Below are 22,060 nucleotides of genomic sequence, written 5' to 3' on the forward strand. Positions count from 1 at the left end.
ACACTAGATGACTGCTTCTGCAGTTGATTTTATCTACTTTCTAGTCACTCTCAGTATCGTAAAATATGATCAAAATCTATGATACTATGACTCGCAGCCTGCGTGAATTTGTGCCTATTGAGGAGGGTAAAGTTCGCATGTATGTCTGTGGTCCGACGGTTTATAATTACATTCATGTCGGTAATGCCCGCTCAACAGTAGCTTTTGACACGGTTCGTCGCTATTTTGAGTATCGAGGCTTTGAGGTCAACTATATATCCAATTTTACAGATGTAGATGATAAGATTATCCATCGAGCCAAGGAAGAAGGCATCACACCAAAAGAAGTGGCTGACAAGTACATCGCAGCTTTTCGTGCTGACGTTGAACAACTAGGTGTTAAGCCAGCTACTCAGCATCCGCGCGTGATTGACTTTATGGAGGATATCATTGACTTTGTGCAGACGTTGGTGGATAAGGGCTACGCTTATGAGTCAGAGGGTGATGTCTATTTCCGAGTGGAAAAGTCTCACAATTATGCCAAACTAGCTAATAAAACCTTGGCTGATTTAGAGTTAGGTGCTTCTGGTCGGACAGATGAGGAGACCACCCGCAAGGAAAATCCAGTGGACTTTGCCCTCTGGAAGGCGGCTAAACCGGGCGAGATTTTCTGGGATAGCCCTTGGGGGGCAGGTCGTCCGGGCTGGCACATCGAGTGCTCGGTCATGTCAACGGAGATTTTGGGCGATACCATTGATATCCACGGTGGCGGAGCAGACTTAGAGTTTCCTCACCATACCAATGAAATCGCCCAGTCGGAGGCCAAAACTGGTCAGACTTTTGCCAACTACTGGATGCACAATGGCTTTGTCAATATCGACGACGTTAAGATGTCCAAATCTCTAGGCAATTTTATCACCGTTCATGATGCTCTTAAGACCATTGACGGTCAGGTACTGCGTTTCTTCTTTGCTACCCAGCATTATCGCAAGCCGATTAATTTCACGGAAAAAGCTGTCCATGATGCAGCGATTAATCTCAAATATTTGAAGAATACCTATGAGCAGCCTTTCACTGATCAAGCGGATTCAGCTCAGCTTCAAGCCTTGCTGGATAAGTTCACTGCCGCTATGGACGAAGATTTCAATGCAGCTAATGGCATCACGGTTGTCTTCGAGCTAGCCAAGTGGATCAACTCAGGCAACTACACCGCTGAAGTCAAGGAAGCCTTTGCTAAGCTTTTAGAAGTTTTTGGCATCGTCTTTGTAGAAGAAGTCTTGGATGCGGACATTGAACGCTTGATTGAGGAGCGCCAAACAGCGCGTGCTGCCAAGGATTTTGCGACAGCTGATAAGATCCGTGATGAATTGGCAGCACAAGGAATCAGGCTATTAGATGGTAAGGACGGAGTGAGGTGGACCCGTGACTGATGTCAATTTGATTAACGGCATCGCCCTCGCTTTTGAGGGAGATGCTGTCTACTCCATGTATATCCGACGTCACCTAATTTTTCAGGGACTGACCAAGCCCAATCAGCTGCATAGGGAAGCGACTAAGTATGTTTCGGCTAAAGCGCAAGCCAATCTCATCTCTCTCATGTTAGAAGAGGGAATCCTGACAGAAAAGGAAGAAGAAATCTACAAGCGTGGACGCAATGCCAATAGTCATACAAAAGCTAAAAATGCCGATATCATTACTTATCGCATGTCTACAGGCTTTGAGGCTATTATGGGCTACCTACATATGACGGGAGCTATTGAGCGCTTAGAAGAGTTAATTGACTGGTGCATTGTCAGAGTGGAGAGCACAAATCATGATAAAAAGTAATTTGTTAGAATGGTTTCCTCAAGGGAAGTTTCAATCCAATCCGAACGTAAAAGAAGATGAAGTGGCAATTCCCTTATCAAAAAATCAATGGCTGTTATTAAAAATGAGTAGCTTGACAGAAAGAGAACAACAGCTTGTTTCTTTACTGACTGGAGAAGAGTCAGCGTTTGATGGTGGACCTTGGTACGATTATCTGGTTCATAGTCGTGGCAAATTGCCAAAAAGTGTACAAAAGATACAATTTGTTCATTGTCATTTATTCCATTATGAAAATGAAACAATCGGATCTTGGTTAGAAATGATGCGGACCATACTGCCCAATAGAATAGCAGATTTTCAGCTGTCTTCTCAGGATTATATCTTTGTACTAGATCAAACGCAACTTATCCCCGTAAAAGCTGTCCTTCATGATACTTTATCAGCCATCGAATATGACTTTAGCTTAACTCTGACAATTCAAATCGGACAGATTTGGACTAGAATGTTTGAAGAAAGCTACTCTGAGCTATTTCGAGCAGAGAATACCCTTTTTGCTAAATGGTGGGAACAAGCTCAGCATTCTAATGTCCATTCTTTTTCCCAACTCTTTTTATGGGGGATTAGCCAAAAGGATTTCATATTGCCACTCTTAACGAAGAAACTTCATCAATTGATTGAAAGTCAGGATCAGCTCGTTGATATTATTGCCGCTTTGTGGGAAAATACAGCGGTTGTGACAAAAGCTGCTCAGCAGTTGTATATTCATCGGAACACGTTACAATATCACATCGATAAATGGGAAGAATTGACGGGTTTACAGCTAAAAGACCTAACAGATTTGACGCTATGTTATCATGTTATTTTAACTGATTTATTCTAATGTTTTGTGCACCCTGCACAAGACATTTTCTTTTAAATTTGTTCACATTGCCATAGAAAAATAAAGCGTTTTCATATAGAATGAAATCATAACAACAAAGGAGTTCTATTTTATGGTAGAATTAAATTTAAAAAATATTTACAAAAAATATCCAAACAGCGAACATTACTCTGTAGAAGACTTCAACTTGAATATAAAAGATAAGGAATTTATCGTTTTCGTTGGTCCTTCAGGATGTGGGAAATCTACTACACTTCGTATGATTGCTGGACTTGAAGATATCACGGAAGGTGAATGTTCAATTGATAGCCGCGTGGTCAATGATGTTGCGCCAAAAGATCGTGACATTGCCATGGTTTTCCAAAACTACGCTTTGTATCCACACATGACTGTGCATGATAATATGGCTTTTGGTTTGAAACTTCGTAAACACAGCAAGGATGATATTGAAAAACGTGTAAATGAAGCAGCAGAGATTCTTGGCTTGAAAGAATTTTTAGATCGTAAACCTGCAGACCTTTCTGGTGGGCAACGTCAACGTGTAGCGATGGGACGTGCTATTGTTCGTGATGCAAAAGTATTTCTTATGGATGAACCGCTTTCTAACTTGGATGCTAAATTGCGGGTATCTATGCGGGCAGAAATTGCTAAAATCCACCGTCGTATTGGGGCAACCACTATCTATGTTACCCATGACCAAACAGAAGCAATGACTTTGGCTGATCGTATCGTTATCATGTCTGCAACAAAGAATCCTTCAGGAACGGGTACAATTGGACGTATAGAACAAATCGGTACCCCACAAGAAGTTTACAAAAACCCAGTTAATAAATTTGTTGCAGGCTTTATCGGAAGCCCAGCGATGAACTTCATCAATGTAACTTTGAAAGGTGATGAAATTGTAGCACAAGACCTTTCTCTGAAAGTACCAGAAGGTGCCTTGAAGGTACTTCGTGAAAAAGGCTATGAAGGCAAGAAACTCATTTTTGGTATTCGTCCAGAAGACATCAATACAGAAGCTGCTTTCCTTGAAACCTTCCCAGATTCAGTAGTACATGCTAAAATCTCTGTATCCGAATTGCTTGGTTCGGAATCTCATTTGTATTGCCAAGTGGCTGACAATGAATTTATTGCTAAAGTAGATGCTCGTGATTACCTCAAAGCTGGAGCAGGTATTGACCTTGGCTTTGACTTGAACAAAGCACACTTCTTTGATCCAGAAACAGAAAAGACAGTTTATTAATTTACAATGCCTTTAGAATAACTAATAAGAGAATGCAGGATGCCTTGTTTTTAATACAAGACTCCTGCATTTTTTATAGAAGAAAATTTGGATTTAACGGTAAAGTGATTTATAAAATAAGAAGAAGCGTTTTAAATTTTATGTTATACTAAAGTCATGGGAAATAACGATATTGTATACGGTGTACATGCTGTGACGGAAGCTCTCATGGCCAATACTGGAAATAAACTCTATATTCAAGATGATCTACGTGGGAAAAATGTTGCTAAGATGAAAGATTTGGCAGCAGAAAAAAAGGTTTCCATTTCTTGGACTACCAAAAAAATACTACAAGAAATGACAGATGGTGCCGTTCATCAAGGTTTTGTCTTGCGTGTTTCAGAATTTGCTTATACGGATTTTGAGGCGATGTTGAAAATGGCAACTCAGGAAGACAATCCTCTCTTGCTCATTTTAGATGGTCTAACAGATCCGCATAATTTAGGCTCTATTTTACGGACGGCTGATGCGACAAATGTTACAGGCATCATTATTCCGAAACATCGAGCAGTTGGTGTCACGCCGGTCGTTGCTAAGACCTCTACAGGAGCTGTAGAGCACGTTCCGATCGCTCGGGTGACCAACCTCAGCCAAACTTTGGACAAGCTGAAAAATGCAGGTTTTTGGATTTTTGGAACGGATATGAATGGAACTCCGTCTACTAAGTGGAATACAGCAGGCAAACTCGCTCTGATTATCGGCAACGAAGGTAAAGGCATTTCTGCTAATATTAAAAAGCATGTAGATGAAATGATTACCATTCCTATGAATGGACATGTGCAGAGCCTTAATGCTAGTGTGGCTGCAGCCATTCTCATGTATGAAGTGTTTAGAAATCGCTTATGAAAAGACAAATTTTACTAGTTTATGCTTGCCAGATGACTGCCTTTTGAAAGGAAATTGGTCCATTTTTAAACCAGAGCGAACGGAGTGTAGAACGAAATTTTTTCCTGATAAGTTGAGGAATGAGGCTGATTTTTAAGATTTGGAAAGAATTTGTGACTTCAATGCTCAAGATATGCTTAGTGTTCGTCAGAACTTATTCAGTGTGACAGTCGTTTTGATTGATGAGAACGAAATGGTAGATGATGGCATTGAATATGAAGTAGCAAACCACGAGCTCAATCATCTGTGGTAATGAGCAATTTAAATGAGCAGTGGACTGTCTTTGCCCAAGGAGCTTTGCGTGTTTCGGCTTGTGAACTAGAAAAGAAAGTAGCTGTTACAAAGTCGGATCTGAATCAAATGAGCCAACAGCTTCAAATGGGAAAACCACCTTTATGTCCTATGGACAATCCAACCTTACGCAATTTATAGAAAATGATGGAGAAAAAAGAAAGATGACTTTTAAGATTTTAACGGATTCAACAGCAGATCTTCCAGAAAGCTGGGCTTTAGAAAATGATGTTCAAATTCTCGGTCTGACCATTCAGCTGGATGGAGAGACGTATGAAACAGTCGGAGATAAGAAACTAACGAGTGAGCAGCTTCTTTCTAAAATGGAAGCCGGTAGCCAGCCGACAACTAGTCAAATCAATGTTGGTCAGTTTGAAGCTATCTTTCGTCACTATGCTGAGATCGGCATGCCAGTCCTTTATATTGCTTTTGCATCTCTTTTATCAGGAACTTATCAGAGTGCAGTCATGGCACGGGATATAGTTTTAGAAGATTTTCCAGAAGCTGTCATCCAAATGATAGATACCAAGGCTGCATCTATGGGAGAAGGTCTTTTAGTGATGAAAGCGGTAGAAGCAAAAGCTGCTGGGCAAAGTTTAGAACAGGTAGTAACCTTGATAGAATTCTTACTGCCAAAAGTGCGTACTTATTTCCTCGTGGATGATTTGAACCATCTCATGCGAGGCGGACGGATTTCAAAAACGGCAGCTCTCATGGGGAATTTGGTCAATATCAAGCCAATTATTGCTGTTAAGGCAGATGGTAGGCTAGATTCTGTGGCTAAAGTTCGTGGCAAGAAAAAAGCTCATGCTGAGGTAGTGCGCATGACTTTGGAAGGTATTTCTGATCCACGTGTGGTAATTGCTTATGCAGGGTCAAACAGTCAGGATGTGGCTCAAGTATTAAAAGAGCAACTTCTTCTGTCAAAGCAAGTTAATGAGGTTTTAATCCTACCATTAGGGCCCGTTATTGCCACCCATACTGGTCCTGGAACTTTGGGATTATTTAGTATTGCCCATGAAAATCAAGATTAAACGGAATGAAACCGTTCTTTCATAAATAATTTACCAAATATATTGACTTTTACCCCTAAAATTTGGTATGATAGTAGGCGGTATTGTTTACCCCATTTGTAAGGCCCCGGAACCTTCCAAATAACTTGCGGACCGGAACATCCGCTCTGTAAACAAAAACGATATTCATATAGGAGAAATCATGAACAAAACAACATACATGGCTAAGCCAGGTGAAGTTGAACGGAAATGGTACGTAGTAGACGCTACTGATGTATCTCTTGGACGCCTTTCTGCTGTTGTAGCAAGCGTGCTTCGTGGAAAAAATAAACCAACTTTTACACCTCATACTGATACAGGTGACTTCGTAATTGTTATCAATGCTGAAAAAGTAAAATTAACTGGTAAAAAGGCAACTGATAAAGTTTACTACACTCACTCAATGTACCCAGGTGGATTGAAATCTATTACTGCTGGTGAACTCCGCTCTAAGAACGCTGTTCGCTTGATTGAGAAATCAGTTAAGGGTATGCTTCCACACAATACTCTTGGCCGTGCTCAAGGTATGAAATTGAAAGTATTTGTAGGTGCTGAGCACACTCATGCTGCACAACAACCAGAAGTTCTTGATATTTCAGGACTTATCTAAGGAAAGGAACAAATAAGCTATGTCACAAGCACAATATGCAGGTACTGGACGTCGTAAAAACGCTGTTGCACGCGTTCGCCTTGTTCCAGGAACTGGTAAAATCACTGTAAACAAAAAAGATGTTGAAGAGTACATCCCACACGCTGACCTTCGCCTTGTCATCAACCAACCATTTGCAGTTACTTCAACTGTTGGTCAATACGACGTTCTTGTAAACGTTATCGGTGGTGGTTACGCTGGTCAAGCAGGAGCTATCCGTCACGGTATCTCTCGTGCCCTTCTTCAAGTAGATCCAGACTTCCGCGATTCACTCAAACGCGCTGGTCTCCTTACTCGTGATGCCCGTATGGTGGAACGTAAGAAACCAGGTCTTAAGAAAGCTCGTAAAGCTAGCCAGTTCTCAAAACGTTAAGAACCAGCTACAATACAGCATTTACAACACTTCATGGTTCACACCATGGGGTGTTTTTTTGATAATTTTTAGCAAAATTCACACCACTTTTCACACCAAATTCACACCGTTATTTATTTTAGGTTACGGTAGGCGATTTCGCCAACTGCCATTGGAACCACGTTAGAGGTATTAACGTAGGTTTTGGTTGTGATGGTGTCACTATGCGTTAGAGCTTCTGAAATTGCTTCTAGTGAAGTTCCAGCTTGTTTGGCAAGTGTTGCTCCAGTATGACGCAATTTGTGTGGTGTAGCATGTGTTAGCTCTTTATGACGACGTTTGACGGACTTCATCTTGTTATTGAGGTAATCAGCGTGTAAAGGGCTATTAACATTCCCCTTCATGTCAATATAGGTAAACACATATTGTTCATTAGATTGAATAATACCAAATTTTGCTAGTTCGGTTTTTTGTTGTTTTTTCCAAGATAGAAGTAAATCAGCTAGTTCAGTTGGAATTTGGAAAGTTGTTTTCTTGTTTCCTTTGGTAGATTTTGGATTTTTGTATTTATCTAAGGCCTGTACTAGCTGAATTTCTTGTTGCTTGGTGTTAATGTGTTTCCATTGTAGAGCATAGCTTTCAGATTTTCTATCTCCTAAGAAAAATGTTGTGTAGAACAGCACATAATCTTTGAATAAGATCTTATCATTTTCTAAGTCTTCTTCAAAAGCTGTAAACCATGCTTGAAGCTCGGATTGTGATAGATATAAATCTTCATCATTTTTAGCTTCTTGTAACTTGATTTTCTTAATTGCTTTTATTCGTCTGATAGTTTTTGAAATACGGTTAGTTTCGATGTATTCCAATTCTTCTGCCCAGTCAAAGATAGAATTAACATAGCTTCTAATGGCCTTGAAGTTTGCATATTCTTCTGCTTTTTGGGTTAATAGGTTTAAAATAACCTGCTTATTTTGGTTAAGAAAGTCAATCGAGTAATTCCCTAGCATGGGCAGAATGTGCTTTCTGAAGACAATCTCTGTACCGTCAATGGTAGCTTGAGAGGGTGGTTTTAAGGTTGAAGTTGTCTGACCTGCCTTATAGGATTCCCACCAAACGTTTTCATAGAAGTCTTTGAATTGGATTGAACCAGTTTTTTCAAGTGTTGAAACATTATCACCGCTTAGAATTCTATCGATTTTATTCTGTAACTCTAGTTCGTATTTTTTTGCTTCCCCCTTTAGTTTGAACCGTTTTTCAATCACTTTTTTATCAATTCCAAGAGAAGTTTTGACTTCTTCAGGAATGTAGATCCGTAAGCGATAAGTTCCATTTTGGTTTTTTTTAATTGACATAGTATTCTCCTTGTGAATTGAGCTAGAAAAATACCGTAGCTTCATTATAACAAACTACGGTAAAAATGTTACTGATTTTGCAACCAGCGATTGAGTTCAGTTTTATCAAATCGGACTGTTTTTCCAATTCGAATAACCGGTAATCCCTTTTTTATCCAAGAATCAAGTGTATTGTTGGAAATTCCTAGATAGTCACAGGCTTGCCGCTTATTCAAGAATGGACTTTCGAGATTGCTATTGTTTAGTCTGTTTTCAATTTCTTGTTTGATTAAATCAGATATTAAAAGTTGGATTTGATGTATTTGCTCGTCTAGTAAAATGACTTGCATGCTGTCACCTCTTGTTTATTTAAAGTTATTTTGAGATAATAGCAACAGAGATAGTAGATTTGTTGCTATTTCGGTTGAGTGAGCGTATCTTTCGTACTTTGGTCGGTGTGAGTGATACGTTCTTTTTTGTTCCATTGCATATTGCGGATAATGGTTTTTATAATGTAATCAATAGCCATATTTCTATTAAAAACTTCAAAGTTTTGAAAATTGAATGAGTGAGAAGATAATGTGGATAGTGGTATAGAAAATGGCGAGGTCATAGATTCCAATTTTACTGATTTAGATAATTTTATATTGTCACCAACTTCAGCTAACAAATCAATTCTTCTAACAAATTGTCCTAAGTCTTCTCCGAAATTACCTTTTGCTAGGCTAAAAAATTCTAAGGGTGCTTTTGTTGAAGTAATGATAATGAGCTTAGCTGCTCCCATTTTGTTATGATACCTTGCTGATATAGGACTGATTGTGTAGGGATCTAATAGCTTAAGCCAATCAGATACTGTTAAACTATCTCCACGCATATCATCTAGAAATAGAACATCTTGACCATTGTATTCATCAAATGCATTGGTAGAAGCAGTAGAGCAGGAATCCCAAGGATATCCATTGTTAAAGGCAATTCGTTGAGCAATGTTGATTATAGATTTACTGAGTTTAGTTTTTCCTTGCCCGCTTTCGCCTTGTAAGAAAATTATAGTTTTTTTGAATTTGCCTGAATCAATATCTTCAATTGCTTGAAAACTTTTTCTTTCGCCAGCAGTATCTAAAGCTTCATTTATTTTTCGTTTATGCTGACCATAAATGGTATAGTAATCATCAGTCAACATAATATTGCTTTTTGTGACTTCTCCAGCCAATATTTTTTCAATTAACCAATCTATGCTAAGGTTTGTTTCTTTCGCTTTTTTAGTCGCTCGACCTTTGACCCAAGTTTTCATGTTACGATGATATAAACTTGTATAATCTTCGCCTAACAATGTTATAACTTCCTCTGGATGGTATTGATATTTTGATTCATCTTTTGCATGAACTAAATAAGCCAAACAGTTATCATAGCCATATCGCCCAGATTTCAATTTTTCCAAGTATTGTGGCTCTACACCAATAGCAAGAGCGATTTTCTTTAATGATGCCCCTTTTTCAAATTTTAGAAGAGCATGTACGTGTTCTTCTTTATCGTTAATTTCATTTTTCATCTTGTCAGGATTCCAAATAGTTACTTTGTCTTTATCGTGTTTGATTATATATGCTTCTTTGGCAATGATATCATGTTCTTCTAATTTTTGAATAATCATTTCTAATAATGGGCGACAGTTGCCATCCTTTGCTTTTTGAATTACTGATTTGTAGTCATTAGATAACCAGTATTCTTCTTCAAGTTGTTGAACAAGCATAATTGCTGTAAGATTAGCTTCTTTTTTAGCCATAATAAGAATTTCTCCTTTTTAATTATTCTATTAATTATTCTCTTGATAAATCAAGGATTTGAAATTTGATAATTTACTTCAAATCCTTGTCCTATCAATCTTTTTTATATGCAGAGCACTTGACAAGCCCAGTGCTCTGCAGGCGTAAGAATAGTTAAAATTTGTTTCAGCTTTTCAAGCTGACCGACCTCATGACTCGTCGGTTTCGTCATGAATCATTTGATTCAACTGACAGATGTCGCTAGTCAGTTAAATCAAATAATTTTAACTCTCATCAAACCAAGCTGTTTCATAAAAGTGTGGAACTTCCCACTTTTTACCAGAGCCAATAATACGAGCGATTCCCTGACCTTTTCCATAGCTACGTTTAGGCATGTCGGCAAATCCACTCATAAGATACTTACGTTCATCTGCTGAATCTGCTGCACCCCCAAGCATGATTACAGCATCTGAACAATTGACACGAGCTAACGAAGGCAAAAAACCTTCTTTTGTCGCAAACTGTGATATAGCAATGACATGAATACCAGCAGCTCCACCAGTGGCTGATAAACGGTTAATAGCAGTAGTCTACCGTGAAGTGATTTTGAGCTTTTTATCAACCTTATCTAATGATTCAAGAGAAGCGTTAAGATTCCCCAACTCATCAAAGAATAGGCCAATATCTGGCATGTTATCCATTTCAAGATATTTTTCCTTACCTGCTTCATTGATTTCAGCTAGTCGTTCATCCATCACGGAGCACCAGTATTCAGCGCGTTCTACAATCTTAGTAGGGTCAGATTGTCCGTTAAATTCTTTTACATACCGGTCATATTTGGCAGAATTGTATTCTACCATCCAATCCTGTAGCAACATTAAGTTAGCCATGTACCGTCCAGCCAAAACTGATTTTCCCGCACGTGTCCTTGCTATAATTGACAAGTGAGCTGTTATATCAGCATGCCACGTTAAATTTTTTGAAAGTTTAAGAGCGTGTTTATCATCACTAACAAACTCTTTCAAAAAATTCATATTATCTTTGATATATAAACGTTGCGAAGTCAAAGTATCTTCAAAATAGAAGATAATATAACTATCACCAGATATTAACTCACTTGAAACGACTGCGAAGCGTTGATGTTTACCTGCTAAAAGTCCCGAGATCCTCTGTTCAAATTTTTCTCTGTCTGCTCTATCATAATTCGCAATGTTTTCAATTGCTATGAATCCCTCATTTAAATTTTCTTCTATAAAAACTGCAACTTCTGGCATTTCATCGCCGTATCGCGTCGAATTTGAGAGTTTTAGAACATCGGTAATTTGTTTATCATTAAACAATCGATGTATTTTTCGTGCTAATTTATATGCTTGTTTTGACATACTTTTAATCTTTAATTTTGATACTTCTTCACGATTTTTCCAGCTCAATATTGAAGTAGTAATAGCTACTAGAATTGCAAAAAAGAAAAATTTACTTGGAAGAATAAACAATTTAGAAAGAAAGTTATTAGCATTTATGATAGTTAAACATACTATGTAACAAAGAATAGTAACTGCCAAAGCTATCAGAGCACGTTGATAGCCTTGTAGTTTACTATTCGCTTGTCGTTTGATTCTTCTGTATTTACGCATTACGTTGTTGATGAGTAACGAGAGCTACAGAGTCAGCTTTAACCCAGACTTTTCCTGTTTGCAATACACCACAGTAGATATTTTTAAATTCTAATATTGTTCCAAATTGTGCTTCAACGTAGTTAGAAGTTTTAACTATATATTGTAAATCATATTTTTTATCTACAACTGAATATTTCCAACTTTCGCCATCCTGAATAGCTTTTCCAATAGAGATTAATTGTAAAGTTGGAACAGCTTCTACATTATATGTATTTCCTGTTTTTTCGCTAGTTTTTTGAATTTTAACTGTATTATGCATCAAAATTTCACTATTTGTTTTGATTCCGAAAAGTTCCATATTTTAGTACTTATCCTCGCAATTCTGCTTTGAAAAATTTGCAAATATATTTTGCAATTGAGCAATTGAACAAAATTCTTTATAAATTGAACCAATTAATTCATCATTTGACATTTGTTCAACATCTGAAACGTATTTAAAACCGAGATTTCTAAATGACAATGAACTATTTCCATACCATAACTGCCAAAGGTTGACTGGTACATTATCAAAATAACGATCGTTTGTAATTTTTTGATATGAGATATTTCCAAATTTTGTCAAGCGAAATTCAACGATTTCATAATATAATTTTTTAAGTAATTGATTTATTACAATCACCTCCCCTCTTTATCAATTATATTATCATGAAAATAGTTGTACGTAAAGTTAACTATTTTTTGATTTTTTGTTATAAATATTGTACAATAGCTTTAAAAATGTATTAAGAAAAGGAATGTAAAAATGTTAAATAAAAATACAAGAAAAGAATTTTCGCTTGCTAGCAAATTAGTCAATAGTTTAATCATTCAACGAATAGATAAGTATCTTTCCAATCATAAAGATATACAACCATACTCACTTTTAAAAACAAAATATGGAACATTTTATGGAAGCAATATTGATGATCACCAAGCAGCTATTGAGGTGATGAGTAGAATAATGAATTATAACAATCAACAAACAAAAAGACCCCTAATGTCGTATACTGTTGCAGAATTAATATCAGAAAACATGAAAATAACTACAGGGCAACTTCTATGGGGCGAAGATGTTGAATATGAGATTATTGCTTTAGCAATTTTATATCTTGGATTTTTAGAAAGTATTCTAAAAAACGATGAAAACTTTGAGAGAGTAATAGATATTCTTTGCGATTCTGCTGAATTTTCAATGATATTAGGAGAGAGAAATTTTGAACGCGAAGAACTTATAAATTTGCCGAATTTTAATAGTATTGTAGCAAGTGCAATTGTTAGTGTTGTTTATAGTAATAGTATTCTCGTATCATATTTAAAATGTAGCTATCAAAATTATTTTGTTATAAATAATAATAATATTGAATGTAAAGATCTAAAAAACCTAAATAAAACTCTTTTAAAATATTTCAATCTTATTATTGACTATTTTTTAAAAGAAATAAAAAATAACCAATCATTAGGTTATATTGTGCGTAATAAGTATGAAAATGATATAAACAATTATAGAGATAAACTAATTGATGAAGAAATCATTTCTCATGGATTAGTAACATCATACAAATTTGAACAATACCACGCTTTGTTGGACAATGCTTTGGAATTAATAAAACAACTTGTAAAAGTTGAAACGCAATATGTGAAAAAAATTATTTCAATCTCAAAAGAATTTAACCCAGATTTTGCTTTGTTTAATGGAACTGTAGATGAGCTATTAACATTTATTTCAGATTATATTGAAATAGATGAAAGAGAAATAAGAAAATATTTTAAATAATTATTACTTTTTACACTCAGATATTAAGTTTACATAATTTTAAGATCATCTTTTATCAATTAGAATTCAAGATTAGTGACTTCTAAAAAATAAAACACGAACAATGTAAGTTCAGTAATTAACTGATCAAATATTGTTCGTATTTTGTATATTAAATGAGTTTTAATTTTTATCTTTCGCTATCTTAATAAGAATTTGAAAAGCAGTTAATAGTTGTTTTTGTTCAGATGAGGGTAATTCAAGCAAATCATCAACTAATTTTTGCAGTTCCTTATTTTCTGTATTAACCTGACTTTCGAAAAATTCTACGGTATTAGAATCTAATGCAGTCAAAATTTTCTCAAGCGTATCTATTTTGATGTTAGAGCCTTTCGTTTCTAAATTTGAAATATAATCCGTTCCAACATCTGCTTTTTCACTTAAAGCTTGCTGACTCATTGATTTGATTTTTCGTAAAGTTCGTACTCTTTTTCCTATGTACTGCCGTAAATAAAATTTTGTCATAATGATAACCTCGTATATAAAATATGATACAGAGTTTACAAGTACAAAATAACCAGCATACAAGCTAAAAATATCTAATATATTGCCTGTAGACTAATTTTGTGTTAAAATAGTTCTAAACAAGTGCTAAATACTTGACAAAAACGCTTGTTATACTACATATAACAAGGCTTGACTTTGTAGTCAAGCCTTCCTAAAAGTTAAAAAACAGGGGGAACTATGGGAAACAAGGTTATTAAAGGTGCGGCGACAGGGGCTATAGCACTGGCTGCGTTTGGTGTAGCTAGTGGGGCAACTGTGCAAGCAGAAGAATTGACCAAACCGTCAACTAGTCTGTCTTCTGATGTAACAGCACCCAAGGCACATAATATTAAAGTCTTAGACGGTGTTCTATTGACGAAGGATAGCGCTGTGGTCACCACCACCCCAACAGAGAAGACGGTTGAGGAAGCACATGGCATCAAACAACAAGCTGATCAGGCGGTGACCGACCAAGCTGGGAAAGTAGCTGAAAGTGCTCAAATGGAAGCGAACAGCCAAAAGGCGGTAGAAGATGCCAATGCCAAGGTAGCCGAAGCGGAGAAGAATAAGGCTGCCGCTACACCAGATGCAATTGCTCAAGCAGAGAAAGGCGTAACTGATACGCAAAAAGAGATTGCACAAAATCAAAAAGCAAGTGATACCGCAGCTAACGCCACACAAAAAGCGACTGACGCGGCTACTACCCAAAAACAAGCGGTAGAACAAGCCCAAAAAGGGGTAGACGCTGGACAAAAAGCAGTTGATACGGCTAAAAAAGGGGTCGATACCGCCAAAGCAGCGCTCGATGGCACAGGCGAACAAAAAGCTCTTGATGAACAAAAAGCGGCCAACAAAGGCTTAGAAGATGCCAAAACGGCAGAAAGCGATGCTACTCAAAAATTGGCAGCCGCTAAAAAGGCAGATGCCGACCGTCATACCCAAATCAAGGACTTGAAAGACCAAGCAACCACTCAAAGCAAAACGGCAACCGATACGGCAACCGATGCTGCTGCGAAAAAGGCAGCCGATAGCGCTGCTAAAGCGGATGTCAACACTACTAAAAAGGACGTAGAAACGGCTCAGGCAGCCCTCGATGGAACCGGCGCCCAAAAGGTCTTGGATGAACAAAAAGCTGCTGAGAAGGCTCTTTCTGACGCCAAAACCAAAGAAGTGGAAGCCGCTCAAAAATTGGATGAAGCCAAGAAAGCAGACGCCGATCGTGATGCCAAAATCAAAGACTTAACCACAAAAGAAGCAGAACAAGCTGTAGCTAAAACGGACGCCGAAAATGCCCTTGCGGAAGCCAAGAAAAATGCCGAAGCCAAGAAAGCAGCCAAAGAAGCAGCAGAAGCCAAACGCGATGCCTTGCAGAAAGAATTGGATGCTAAGAAGAAGTTGTCTACCATTACTGTGCCACAATATGTGATTGATGCGTATAAGAAGTATTTGGATTCTGACCGTGAAGAAGCCGATAAAGATGCGCTTCAAGAAGTCTTCAACAAGTGGATTGAAGAAGGTGCTTACGACATTGAACGGGATGGAAATGTACCAATTGACCCATCAACCGTTGATCCGGCTCATATGACCCGTGAACAAGCAAAAGCCTTAACCCAATATTATGCACACTTAGTTACAGCAGTACGTCGCCAAATCTGGGGTACAAATGTAAAAACATATACAACCGAAGAAGCAATAGACTATGTACAAAAAGTTGCCGAAGCGTATGCCAAAGAAAACAAACCATGGTCATCTGGTCACAGTCATGCAGCACTGGCTGCTGGTGAAACACCTTCTTCAAAATTGACATGGATGAATGAAAACCTTAGTACACTTCGCACTCGCACCACAACCATGACGGAAATGTATCGCTTTATTGCAGGAACCATTGTCGGCATGATGGTGGATGATTATCATAGTAATTTTGGTCATATGGCAAACATGCTTATTAATGAACAAGATGATACAGCGGTTGGTGTTGCATCCAGTGTGACGCCAAACGGTCTTGGTCGCATGCATTACGTTGGTTTCCCAACTGCACACGCCGGTCAAGCCCTACCAGACCCATATGACACGACGCAATTGGAAAAAGACTTGGCTCAAGCCGAAAGTGACTTTCAAGCCGCACTCACAGCCTTCAATGAAGCCAATGGGGTTCTGACTGCTAAACAAGCTGCTTTTGATGCAGCTCATCAAGCGCTGAGCACGACACAAAGCGAATTGGCTACTGTACGCAACCAAGCGCTCCAAACACCTAGCGCTGAAATGACACACCGTGCAGCAGTTGCAACGCGTACTAGCGCAGAAACACGCAAAGCGAGTGCAGACAAAGCGGTTGCCAACCTCAACGCATCTATCAAAGAAAAACAAGCTGCCTTGCAAAAAGCGCAAGCGGTCTTGGCTGCCAAAGAAGAAGCGGCTCAAAAGGCTGCGACCGCCCTTCGTGAAGCAGAAACCAAAGCAATGGAAGCGCAACAGATGCTCAACGCTACCAAAGCCAAATTGGCAGCACTCACCGGGGTGAAAGACGCTACACCAGCTGCTAGTGAAGCCCTTGAAAAAGCAACGACTGCTCGCAAGGATGCGCAAGCTCGTAAAGATGCGGCAGACAAAGCGGTTGCCAACTTGAACGCATCTATCAAAGAAAAACAAGCGGCGCTTCGTACCGCAGAACAAGCCTTGACGGCAGCTGAAAACAACTTGGCTGTGTTGAAAGCAAGTAAAGCAAATGAAGATGCCAAATTGGTAGCCGCAGAACAAGCGGTGGCAGCTGCGAAGAACACGGAAGCCAAATTGGCTGCGGAACGTGCAAAACTGGAAGGAACCCTCAAAGACCAACAAAACTTGCTGGTCATGTATAAGAACGCAGATAAGTTGCTTGGTGAAGCGGTATCAAAACAATTGGAAGCAAGTGCGAAGCATAAGGAAGCTGTTGCGAAGGTGAATGTAGAGCGTAGCAAATTAGCAGAGTTGTTGAGAGACCAACGGGATGCAAATAGCCAGTATGAGGCGGTGAAGAAGGCTTATGAGGAGTGGGTTGCTTCTAAGAAAGCAGCAGAAGAAAAAGCACAAGCTCTTTCAATGCGTCAAACTGCCAAACCAATGACCACAAGCAAAAAGATTCGTCCAACCATTCACTCAAGCTATATTTATAGCCGAACTGACAAACAACTCCCACAAACTGGAGAAAAAGGTTCATGGTTGGCATTGATAGGTATGGGTATCTTAGCAAGTCTTAGCTTTGGTGTACGTAGAAAACAGGGAAGAAGAGGATAAGGGAGTATATGAAAAAAATTGTAAAAGTAATCTGTTTAGCTTTATCTGTAGTAACGATATTGAGTGCTTGCTCCACGATACAAAAGCAATCAGAAACTGCTCAAAAGACAGAAAAATCAGCAACAAATGAATTTAAAAAACCAGTTGGTATTTATGAACATTTTAAGACAGCAAAAAATGAATTATGGTATGATGTTTTAAAAGTAGATAAAAATGCAGAAATATCTGCTATTTGGTTGGTGAATAAAGGTAAGGTTAAAATTTACTCCGTACCAAGGAGTTTAAAACTTGGAGATATCAGCAAAATGTCTGACAAAGAAATCTTAAAACAGCTTCCAAAATGGTATGAACAAGTCAAACAAGATTGGATTACATCTTTAAAGGGAACTACTAATCCTGATGGGCAAGCTTCACTTGCAACAGCGCAGAAATATATTGGTAAGGATGCAATGAATCAAGATTTGAAAGTAAACATTAAGACAGATGCTTCTGGTAATGAGACTATTAGTGAAGAATTTGAATATGTAAGGTCTGACTATTGGAATGCATTGCCACGAGACACTCCACTTGATTTACGTGGTTATCATAGGTTTAATAGTGTCGGAAAGGCAACTATCTTTGATAGTCAATATATTACTTTTTATACATATGACTCTAACAGTGGGAAATCGTCAACTCATTTAATTACAAGAACGACTGGTCATATTGTTATGGATTCTCCTAATACAAAAGGAGTTAAAGTAGACTAGATAAAAAGCAAGAATCGTCATTGATTCTTGCTTTTTTAAATTTTGAAGTTGCCACAGAACTATATGGTAATAACTAAAAATTGCCCGTATTCATTTTTGTGCAGTTGAGAATTTTTAATATATCATTGTAGCCTATGATGTTAAACAATTATTTCTTAAATTTCTATCAATATTTTACAAAGTAGTTCTTCTAATTTTCCTAAATCTCCATAGACTGTTCCATCCATATAAAGGTTATAAACTTCATCATCTTGTTCCACTCGTATTTGTGCAGAATACCCTTTTGATAGTGCTAAGGAACGAATGACTTCTCGTTGAGTTCGTCCATTCCCTTCTCGAAAAGGATGAAAGTAATTAAGATTATCAAGAATTTTTGCTAATTGTTTAATAATCTCATCTTTTGAATTAGCAGTTTGATAATAGGTATGAATAAGGTGGTTTATATAGGCTTTAGCAGTACTAAAAGATTGTATTGGCATAAAAGGATTACCACTTTTCGAGATATTCACCTTGCGATATTGTCCCGCCCAAGCATAGACATCTTGAAACAAATATTTATGAATGGCTAAAATATCACTAATAGAACAGACTTCAATAGGTTTCAAGCGCAAGTCTGCAAGCCTTCTAGTAACGAATAAATGCTCATTCCGATAGGCTTCTTCAACGTTTGTGATATTTTGTTTGTTGATTAAGACTGTAGAATTTGGATAGGTATACTGGTGATTAGGGTCAATGTACTCGTAGCCTTCGTATTGATTTTTAACCAATGTTCAATTCCTTTCGTCTGTTGATAACATAAGTTTTTAAATCAATCACATCTTGAACGGTAGGTTCATAATTTTCAATCATTGATGACCCAATAGCATACCAGACGGTATCAAAATCTGAAAAGTTATCAAAGGGAATCCCTAAAATTGTTAATTCTTCTTTATTTACATCAAGAGTCACGGCACACCTCCTTGTATAGTGCTACTATTATTATATCATAAATTCGGTATGCTCACATTAAGGAATAGAGATTCCTTTCTTTTTATAATAAACAAGAAAAAACAGTAAACCTTTCGATTTGCTGCTCTTCTACATAATTTATTAGCTATTTCATTTTCTTAACTGTTGTAAAATATCTTTGCAATCCCAATAATATAACAATGCCATCAACTATAGGTATAACATACCAAATACTTTGTGCTCCAAATATGTGCGGAAGGAAAATCATAGTTGGAATAAATAAAATCACTTGCCTTAACATAACTAGAATACCAGCTGTTTTACCATCTCCAATCGCTTGGAAAAATGTCATAATCATAATCATTACCCCATAAACAATGAAAATACTATACATTATACGAAAGTTTGGAACCGCTAAAAGTAGTGTTTCATCAGACAATCCAAATAAATTAAGAATCTGTTTAGCAAATCCTTCTGCTGGTATCCAAAAACAAGCTGCCAATACGATTGAACTAATAGTAAAAACATTAAATATTTTTTTCACCCTATTATATTGCTTCGCTCCGAAATTGGCACCAATAGCGGGTTGTAATCCTTGACTCATTCCCCATAGCGGAATGAAAGAAAAAGCTTGTATTCTTAATGATACTGCCATAATGGCTGCTGATGTTTCTCCTCCATATCGAAATGCCTGACTATAAAGAAAGCTCTGTTGAATAATAGTAAGCACCTGCATAAGCATAGCAGAAACTCCTACCGAAAACATCTCTCCTGTTATTTCCTTTTCTTTTCTCATCAAACCAATTTTTACAGTTTCACTTTTTTTCTTAAAATACCAAAGCGTAAATACTGCTTGAATAAATTGTGCTGTTATTGTAGCAATAGCAGCTCCCTCGACTCCATGTCCTTTAAACATTATCATTAAAACCGGATCTAATACTATATTTATTCCTGCTCCCAATGACATAATTAACATGGCTCGTTTCATTAACCCTTCACCACGCATTACCATATTAGCTGCCTGTGCAAAATTCACAAATAGGGATCCAAGAAAAATAATTCGTAAATAACGAGTAGAAAGATCTAAAAGTTCTCCCTTAGCTCCAAATACCATAAGAAGCTGTCCGCAAAATAAAATACCTAATATTGTAACTATTGTTGACAATAACAAAACCCAAAAGCAAAGATTCCCCATAACTTTGTCAATGGTTCTTTGATTTCCTTCTCCAATTGCTCTGGAAAGTAGAGATGCCGACCCTACACCAATCAAAGTAGCAATCCCAGTATTGATGTAGGTAAATGGGGTAGCAATGCCTACTGCCGTCATGGCTTTTTCACCAAGTATTTGACCCGCAAAAATACCATCCATTAGCGGATATAAGCCAATAACAATCATTCCTAATATCGCAGGTAATGATAGCTTAATTAATATTTGTAATGGCTGCTCTGTTAACAGCTCTTTACTATTTTTATTCATACAATTACACCTCTTCTCTGTTTTCTATTAGAACGTCAATTATCATTTTTTTAAGAATGTGACGTTGTGAAATTAAATGTTCCCTGATTCCTAATGTCTCACAACCTAAAATGAAAGTATTAACCAAATCATTGAGTAGACTCCAAGATTCTTTAGAAATCTTCAAACATCCGTTTTCCTCTAACATTTGCTCAAAATCCCTTATATTACTATCCCTTATATCTTTATAAAGTTGTTGTAAGGTTTCATCTTCCTGCATCGACTGCAAGAACATAACATATATTGGAACAAATGTATTGCTGGAAAGTGCCTTATCAACAATTAGTTCAGCTAACACCTCTATACCTAAAGGTTTTGGAATTTCAGATATCTTTTTTTTAATAATATCTTCCCTATATTTACAACCTCGGATCATCATGTCGTAAAGAATTTCAGATGTACTTTTATAATGATGATACAATCCTCCTGCGGATAGTCCGGTAGCTTGTACTAAATCATGCATACTTGTGTTTTTATATCCCTTTATTGTAAAAACTTCCAATGCAATATTCTGTATTTCTAATTTTCTTTCATTTGCTGTTAGCCGTTCTCTTTTCATTTATCCTCCTTACCGATATATATGTCGGTAGGTATATCTTAACATTAACTAACCAAAATTGTCAATATCTCAAATAGGCAAGCTCTAATATAATATTTCCCCATAAAGAAAGGTTAAGCGTCTTTATATAATAACTAAGATTTAGAAATTCCAATGTTTCATTTGAATTTTAGGCAAAAGTTTCTTTTTTGAAAAGCAATATTTTCACCCCTAACTACAAATTTATCATCACTAATTAAAACTCCATCCTGCATTACATAAACCTTATCACAAATATATTTTAAATAACAAACCCTATGATATTTAGAAAACATGATTTATCGTATATCAAAAATAAAAAACACTTCATTTAACTGTTGAATAGATTGTTTCCTTATTAACCTATGAAGATATTTTAGATTTTGTAGAAAATCATTGATACAAAAAGCAAGTGACTGTTAGAAAATCACTTGCTTTGTTTTTTAAACAATAATGGTGTGAATTTTGGTATTTAGCAGCTCAATTCGTGTATTTGTGGGGTAAAATTCACACCATTCAAATCAAATTAGTTAAAATTAGATGAAAATTCGCTTTCTGTAAATAGGGGAAAGCGCTGATTTTAAAGGGTTTTGAAATTTATTAAAACTAATTCTGTTCAAACCAGGTCTTAAGAAAGCTCGTAAAGCATCACAATTCTCAAAACGTTAAGAACCGCTTTACAGCAACGATTACAAACACCCAATGTTTACCTCATTGGGTGTTTTTTGTGCCATTTTTGAGAAACTCACCTCAACTATTATTTCAATGTATTAGAG

At 37.1% G+C, this 22,060-nt stretch carries 25 protein-coding genes; 13 read left to right on the top strand and 12 right to left on the bottom strand.

Annotation, left to right across the window (positions count from 1 at the left end; all coding sequences use genetic code 11):
* Positions 1-65 precede the first annotated feature (65 nt).
* The 10 genes from cysS to rpsI all read left to right on the top strand — a co-directional run bounded on the left by cysS (position 66) and on the right by rpsI (position 7,197).
* Positions 66-1,409, top strand: coding sequence for a cysteine--tRNA ligase (cysS, locus tag H8787_RS02140; protein ID WP_187328135.1), 1,344 nt, complete (start codon positions 66-68; stop codon positions 1,407-1,409).
* Positions 1,402-1,806 (top strand): Mini-ribonuclease 3, encoded by a 405-nt coding sequence (locus H8787_RS02145; protein WP_039677651.1) that lies wholly within the window; start codon positions 1,402-1,404, stop codon positions 1,804-1,806. The genes cysS and H8787_RS02145 overlap by 8 nt, the downstream gene beginning before the upstream one ends.
* Positions 1,793-2,665, top strand: coding sequence for a helix-turn-helix domain-containing protein (locus H8787_RS02150; RefSeq protein ID WP_187328136.1), 873 nt, complete (start codon positions 1,793-1,795; stop codon positions 2,663-2,665). The genes H8787_RS02145 and H8787_RS02150 overlap by 14 nt, the downstream gene beginning before the upstream one ends.
* Positions 2,666-2,777: 112 nt before the next feature.
* The gene (locus H8787_RS02155) at positions 2,778-3,908 is read left to right on the top strand and encodes an ABC transporter ATP-binding protein (RefSeq protein WP_187328137.1); all 1,131 of its coding nucleotides are present in this window, start codon (positions 2,778-2,780) and stop codon (positions 3,906-3,908) included.
* A gap of 156 nt (positions 3,909-4,064) precedes the next feature.
* Positions 4,065-4,793, top strand: coding sequence for a 23S rRNA (guanosine(2251)-2'-O)-methyltransferase RlmB (gene rlmB / locus H8787_RS02160; protein WP_187328138.1), 729 nt, complete (start codon positions 4,065-4,067; stop codon positions 4,791-4,793).
* Positions 4,794-4,932: 139 nt separating this feature from the next.
* The gene (locus H8787_RS10245; protein WP_155114447.1) at positions 4,933-5,085 is read left to right on the top strand and encodes a hypothetical protein; all 153 of its coding nucleotides are present in this window, start codon (positions 4,933-4,935) and stop codon (positions 5,083-5,085) included.
* A complete protein-coding gene (locus tag H8787_RS10250; RefSeq protein WP_262350664.1) occupies positions 5,085-5,264 on the top strand; it encodes an NYN domain-containing protein in 180 nt (59 codons plus the stop codon). The genes H8787_RS10245 and H8787_RS10250 overlap by 1 nt, the downstream gene beginning before the upstream one ends.
* 23 nt (positions 5,265-5,287) lie before the next feature.
* On the top strand, positions 5,288-6,157 hold the full coding sequence (locus H8787_RS02170) for a DegV family protein (protein ID WP_187328139.1): 870 nt from the start codon (positions 5,288-5,290) through the stop codon (positions 6,155-6,157).
* Between the two features lie 181 nt (positions 6,158-6,338).
* On the top strand, positions 6,339-6,785 hold the full coding sequence (gene rplM, locus H8787_RS02175) for a 50S ribosomal protein L13 (protein WP_187328140.1): 447 nt from the start codon (positions 6,339-6,341) through the stop codon (positions 6,783-6,785).
* A 19-nt stretch (positions 6,786-6,804) separates the two neighbouring features.
* Entirely contained in the window at positions 6,805-7,197 is a 393-nt protein-coding gene (gene rpsI, locus H8787_RS02180) for a 30S ribosomal protein S9 (RefSeq protein ID WP_003026228.1), read from the top strand.
* A gap of 113 nt (positions 7,198-7,310) precedes the next feature.
* On the opposite strand, the gene xerC is transcribed toward rpsI, so the two are convergent.
* The 7 genes from xerC to H8787_RS02210 all read right to left on the bottom strand — a co-directional run bounded on the left by xerC (position 7,311) and on the right by H8787_RS02210 (position 12,562).
* Positions 7,311-8,528, bottom strand: a complete 1,218-nt coding sequence (gene xerC / locus H8787_RS02185) for a tyrosine recombinase XerC (RefSeq protein WP_187328141.1) — start codon at positions 8,526-8,528, stop codon at positions 7,311-7,313.
* A 68-nt stretch (positions 8,529-8,596) separates the two neighbouring features.
* On the bottom strand, positions 8,597-8,857 hold the full coding sequence (locus H8787_RS02190) for a helix-turn-helix transcriptional regulator (RefSeq protein ID WP_187328142.1): 261 nt from the start codon (positions 8,855-8,857) through the stop codon (positions 8,597-8,599).
* Between the two features lie 65 nt (positions 8,858-8,922).
* Complete coding sequence (locus H8787_RS02195; RefSeq protein WP_187328143.1) at positions 8,923-10,287, bottom strand: Rep family protein; 1,365 nt, start codon at positions 10,285-10,287, stop codon at positions 8,923-8,925.
* A 264-nt stretch (positions 10,288-10,551) separates the two neighbouring features.
* Positions 10,552-10,767 (bottom strand): hypothetical protein, encoded by a 216-nt coding sequence (locus H8787_RS10210; protein WP_316242645.1) that lies wholly within the window; start codon positions 10,765-10,767, stop codon positions 10,552-10,554.
* A 90-nt stretch (positions 10,768-10,857) separates the two neighbouring features.
* Positions 10,858-11,649, bottom strand: coding sequence for a cell division protein FtsK (locus H8787_RS02200; RefSeq protein WP_316242646.1), 792 nt, complete (start codon positions 11,647-11,649; stop codon positions 10,858-10,860).
* A 244-nt stretch (positions 11,650-11,893) separates the two neighbouring features.
* Complete coding sequence (locus tag H8787_RS02205; RefSeq protein WP_187328144.1) at positions 11,894-12,241, bottom strand: hypothetical protein; 348 nt, start codon at positions 12,239-12,241, stop codon at positions 11,894-11,896.
* Positions 12,242-12,244: 3 nt separating this feature from the next.
* Positions 12,245-12,562, bottom strand: a complete 318-nt coding sequence (locus tag H8787_RS02210) for a hypothetical protein (protein ID WP_187328145.1) — start codon at positions 12,560-12,562, stop codon at positions 12,245-12,247.
* 123 nt (positions 12,563-12,685) lie between these two features.
* Here H8787_RS02210 and H8787_RS02215 point away from each other — a divergent pair, with 123 nt between their 5' ends.
* Positions 12,686-13,696 carry a hypothetical protein gene (locus H8787_RS02215; RefSeq protein ID WP_187328146.1) on the top strand — a complete coding sequence of 337 codons (1,011 nt, stop codon included), beginning with the start codon at positions 12,686-12,688 and terminating at the stop codon, positions 13,694-13,696.
* Between the two features lie 162 nt (positions 13,697-13,858).
* Here H8787_RS02215 and H8787_RS02220 read toward each other — a convergent pair whose 3' ends face one another.
* Positions 13,859-14,200, bottom strand: a complete 342-nt coding sequence (locus H8787_RS02220) for a helix-turn-helix domain-containing protein (RefSeq protein ID WP_187328147.1) — start codon at positions 14,198-14,200, stop codon at positions 13,859-13,861.
* A gap of 219 nt (positions 14,201-14,419) precedes the next feature.
* On the opposite strand from H8787_RS02220, the gene H8787_RS02225 reads away from it, so the two are divergent.
* Together H8787_RS02225 and H8787_RS02230 are read left to right on the top strand one after the other, a co-directional pair.
* Positions 14,420-17,494: an SEC10/PgrA surface exclusion domain-containing protein gene (locus H8787_RS02225; protein WP_187328148.1), complete on the top strand. Its 3,075-nt coding sequence runs from the start codon at positions 14,420-14,422 to the stop codon at positions 17,492-17,494.
* An 8-nt stretch (positions 17,495-17,502) separates the two neighbouring features.
* A complete protein-coding gene (locus H8787_RS02230; protein ID WP_048800906.1) occupies positions 17,503-18,243 on the top strand; it encodes a hypothetical protein in 741 nt (246 codons plus the stop codon).
* Between the two features lie 155 nt (positions 18,244-18,398).
* Here the strand turns inward: H8787_RS02230 and H8787_RS02235 are convergent, their stop codons facing one another.
* From H8787_RS02235 to H8787_RS02250, 4 genes are all read right to left on the bottom strand, one after another.
* The gene (locus tag H8787_RS02235) at positions 18,399-19,010 is read right to left on the bottom strand and encodes a Fic/DOC family protein (protein ID WP_017649259.1); all 612 of its coding nucleotides are present in this window, start codon (positions 19,008-19,010) and stop codon (positions 18,399-18,401) included.
* Positions 19,003-19,191 (bottom strand): hypothetical protein, encoded by a 189-nt coding sequence (locus tag H8787_RS02240; protein WP_014713950.1) that lies wholly within the window; start codon positions 19,189-19,191, stop codon positions 19,003-19,005. The genes H8787_RS02235 and H8787_RS02240 overlap by 8 nt, the downstream gene beginning before the upstream one ends.
* Positions 19,192-19,336: 145 nt before the next feature.
* Positions 19,337-20,668 (bottom strand): MATE family efflux transporter, encoded by a 1,332-nt coding sequence (locus H8787_RS02245; RefSeq protein WP_017649258.1) that lies wholly within the window; start codon positions 20,666-20,668, stop codon positions 19,337-19,339.
* Between the two features lie 4 nt (positions 20,669-20,672).
* Entirely contained in the window at positions 20,673-21,266 is a 594-nt protein-coding gene (locus H8787_RS02250; RefSeq protein ID WP_017649257.1) for a TetR/AcrR family transcriptional regulator, read from the bottom strand.
* Positions 21,267-22,060: the final 794 nt, after the last annotated feature.

This window comes from Streptococcus sp. NSJ-72 (assembly GCF_014334035.1).
Taxonomy (GTDB): domain Bacteria; phylum Bacillota; class Bacilli; order Lactobacillales; family Streptococcaceae; genus Streptococcus; species Streptococcus constellatus.

Excerpts from the sequence above, each read along its gene's own strand:
- cysS (WP_187328135.1), top strand. The coding sequence starts at position 66 with ATGATCAAAATCTATGATACTATGACTCGCAGCCTGCGTGAATTTGTG.
- H8787_RS02150 (WP_187328136.1), top strand. The coding sequence starts at position 1,793 with ATGATAAAAAGTAATTTGTTAGAATGGTTTCCTCAAGGGAAGTTTCAA.
- H8787_RS02155 (WP_187328137.1), top strand. The coding sequence starts at position 2,778 with ATGGTAGAATTAAATTTAAAAAATATTTACAAAAAATATCCAAACAGC.
- rlmB (WP_187328138.1), top strand. The coding sequence starts at position 4,065 with ATGGGAAATAACGATATTGTATACGGTGTACATGCTGTGACGGAAGCT.
- H8787_RS10250 (WP_262350664.1), top strand. The coding sequence starts at position 5,085 with ATGAGCAATTTAAATGAGCAGTGGACTGTCTTTGCCCAAGGAGCTTTG.
- H8787_RS02170 (WP_187328139.1), top strand. The coding sequence starts at position 5,288 with ATGACTTTTAAGATTTTAACGGATTCAACAGCAGATCTTCCAGAAAGC.
- rplM (WP_187328140.1), top strand. The coding sequence starts at position 6,339 with ATGAACAAAACAACATACATGGCTAAGCCAGGTGAAGTTGAACGGAAA.
- rpsI (WP_003026228.1), top strand. The coding sequence starts at position 6,805 with ATGTCACAAGCACAATATGCAGGTACTGGACGTCGTAAAAACGCTGTT.
- xerC (WP_187328141.1), bottom strand. The coding sequence starts at position 8,528 with ATGTCAATTAAAAAAAACCAAAATGGAACTTATCGCTTACGGATCTAC.
- H8787_RS02190 (WP_187328142.1), bottom strand. The coding sequence starts at position 8,857 with ATGCAAGTCATTTTACTAGACGAGCAAATACATCAAATCCAACTTTTA.
- H8787_RS02195 (WP_187328143.1), bottom strand. The coding sequence starts at position 10,287 with ATGGCTAAAAAAGAAGCTAATCTTACAGCAATTATGCTTGTTCAACAA.
- H8787_RS02200 (WP_316242646.1), bottom strand. The coding sequence starts at position 11,649 with ATGTCAAAACAAGCATATAAATTAGCACGAAAAATACATCGATTGTTT.
- H8787_RS02205 (WP_187328144.1), bottom strand. The coding sequence starts at position 12,241 with ATGGAACTTTTCGGAATCAAAACAAATAGTGAAATTTTGATGCATAAT.
- H8787_RS02215 (WP_187328146.1), top strand. The coding sequence starts at position 12,686 with ATGTTAAATAAAAATACAAGAAAAGAATTTTCGCTTGCTAGCAAATTA.
- H8787_RS02220 (WP_187328147.1), bottom strand. The coding sequence starts at position 14,200 with ATGACAAAATTTTATTTACGGCAGTACATAGGAAAAAGAGTACGAACT.
- H8787_RS02225 (WP_187328148.1), top strand. The coding sequence starts at position 14,420 with ATGGGAAACAAGGTTATTAAAGGTGCGGCGACAGGGGCTATAGCACTG.
- H8787_RS02230 (WP_048800906.1), top strand. The coding sequence starts at position 17,503 with ATGAAAAAAATTGTAAAAGTAATCTGTTTAGCTTTATCTGTAGTAACG.
- H8787_RS02245 (WP_017649258.1), bottom strand. The coding sequence starts at position 20,668 with ATGAATAAAAATAGTAAAGAGCTGTTAACAGAGCAGCCATTACAAATA.
- H8787_RS02250 (WP_017649257.1), bottom strand. The coding sequence starts at position 21,266 with ATGAAAAGAGAACGGCTAACAGCAAATGAAAGAAAATTAGAAATACAG.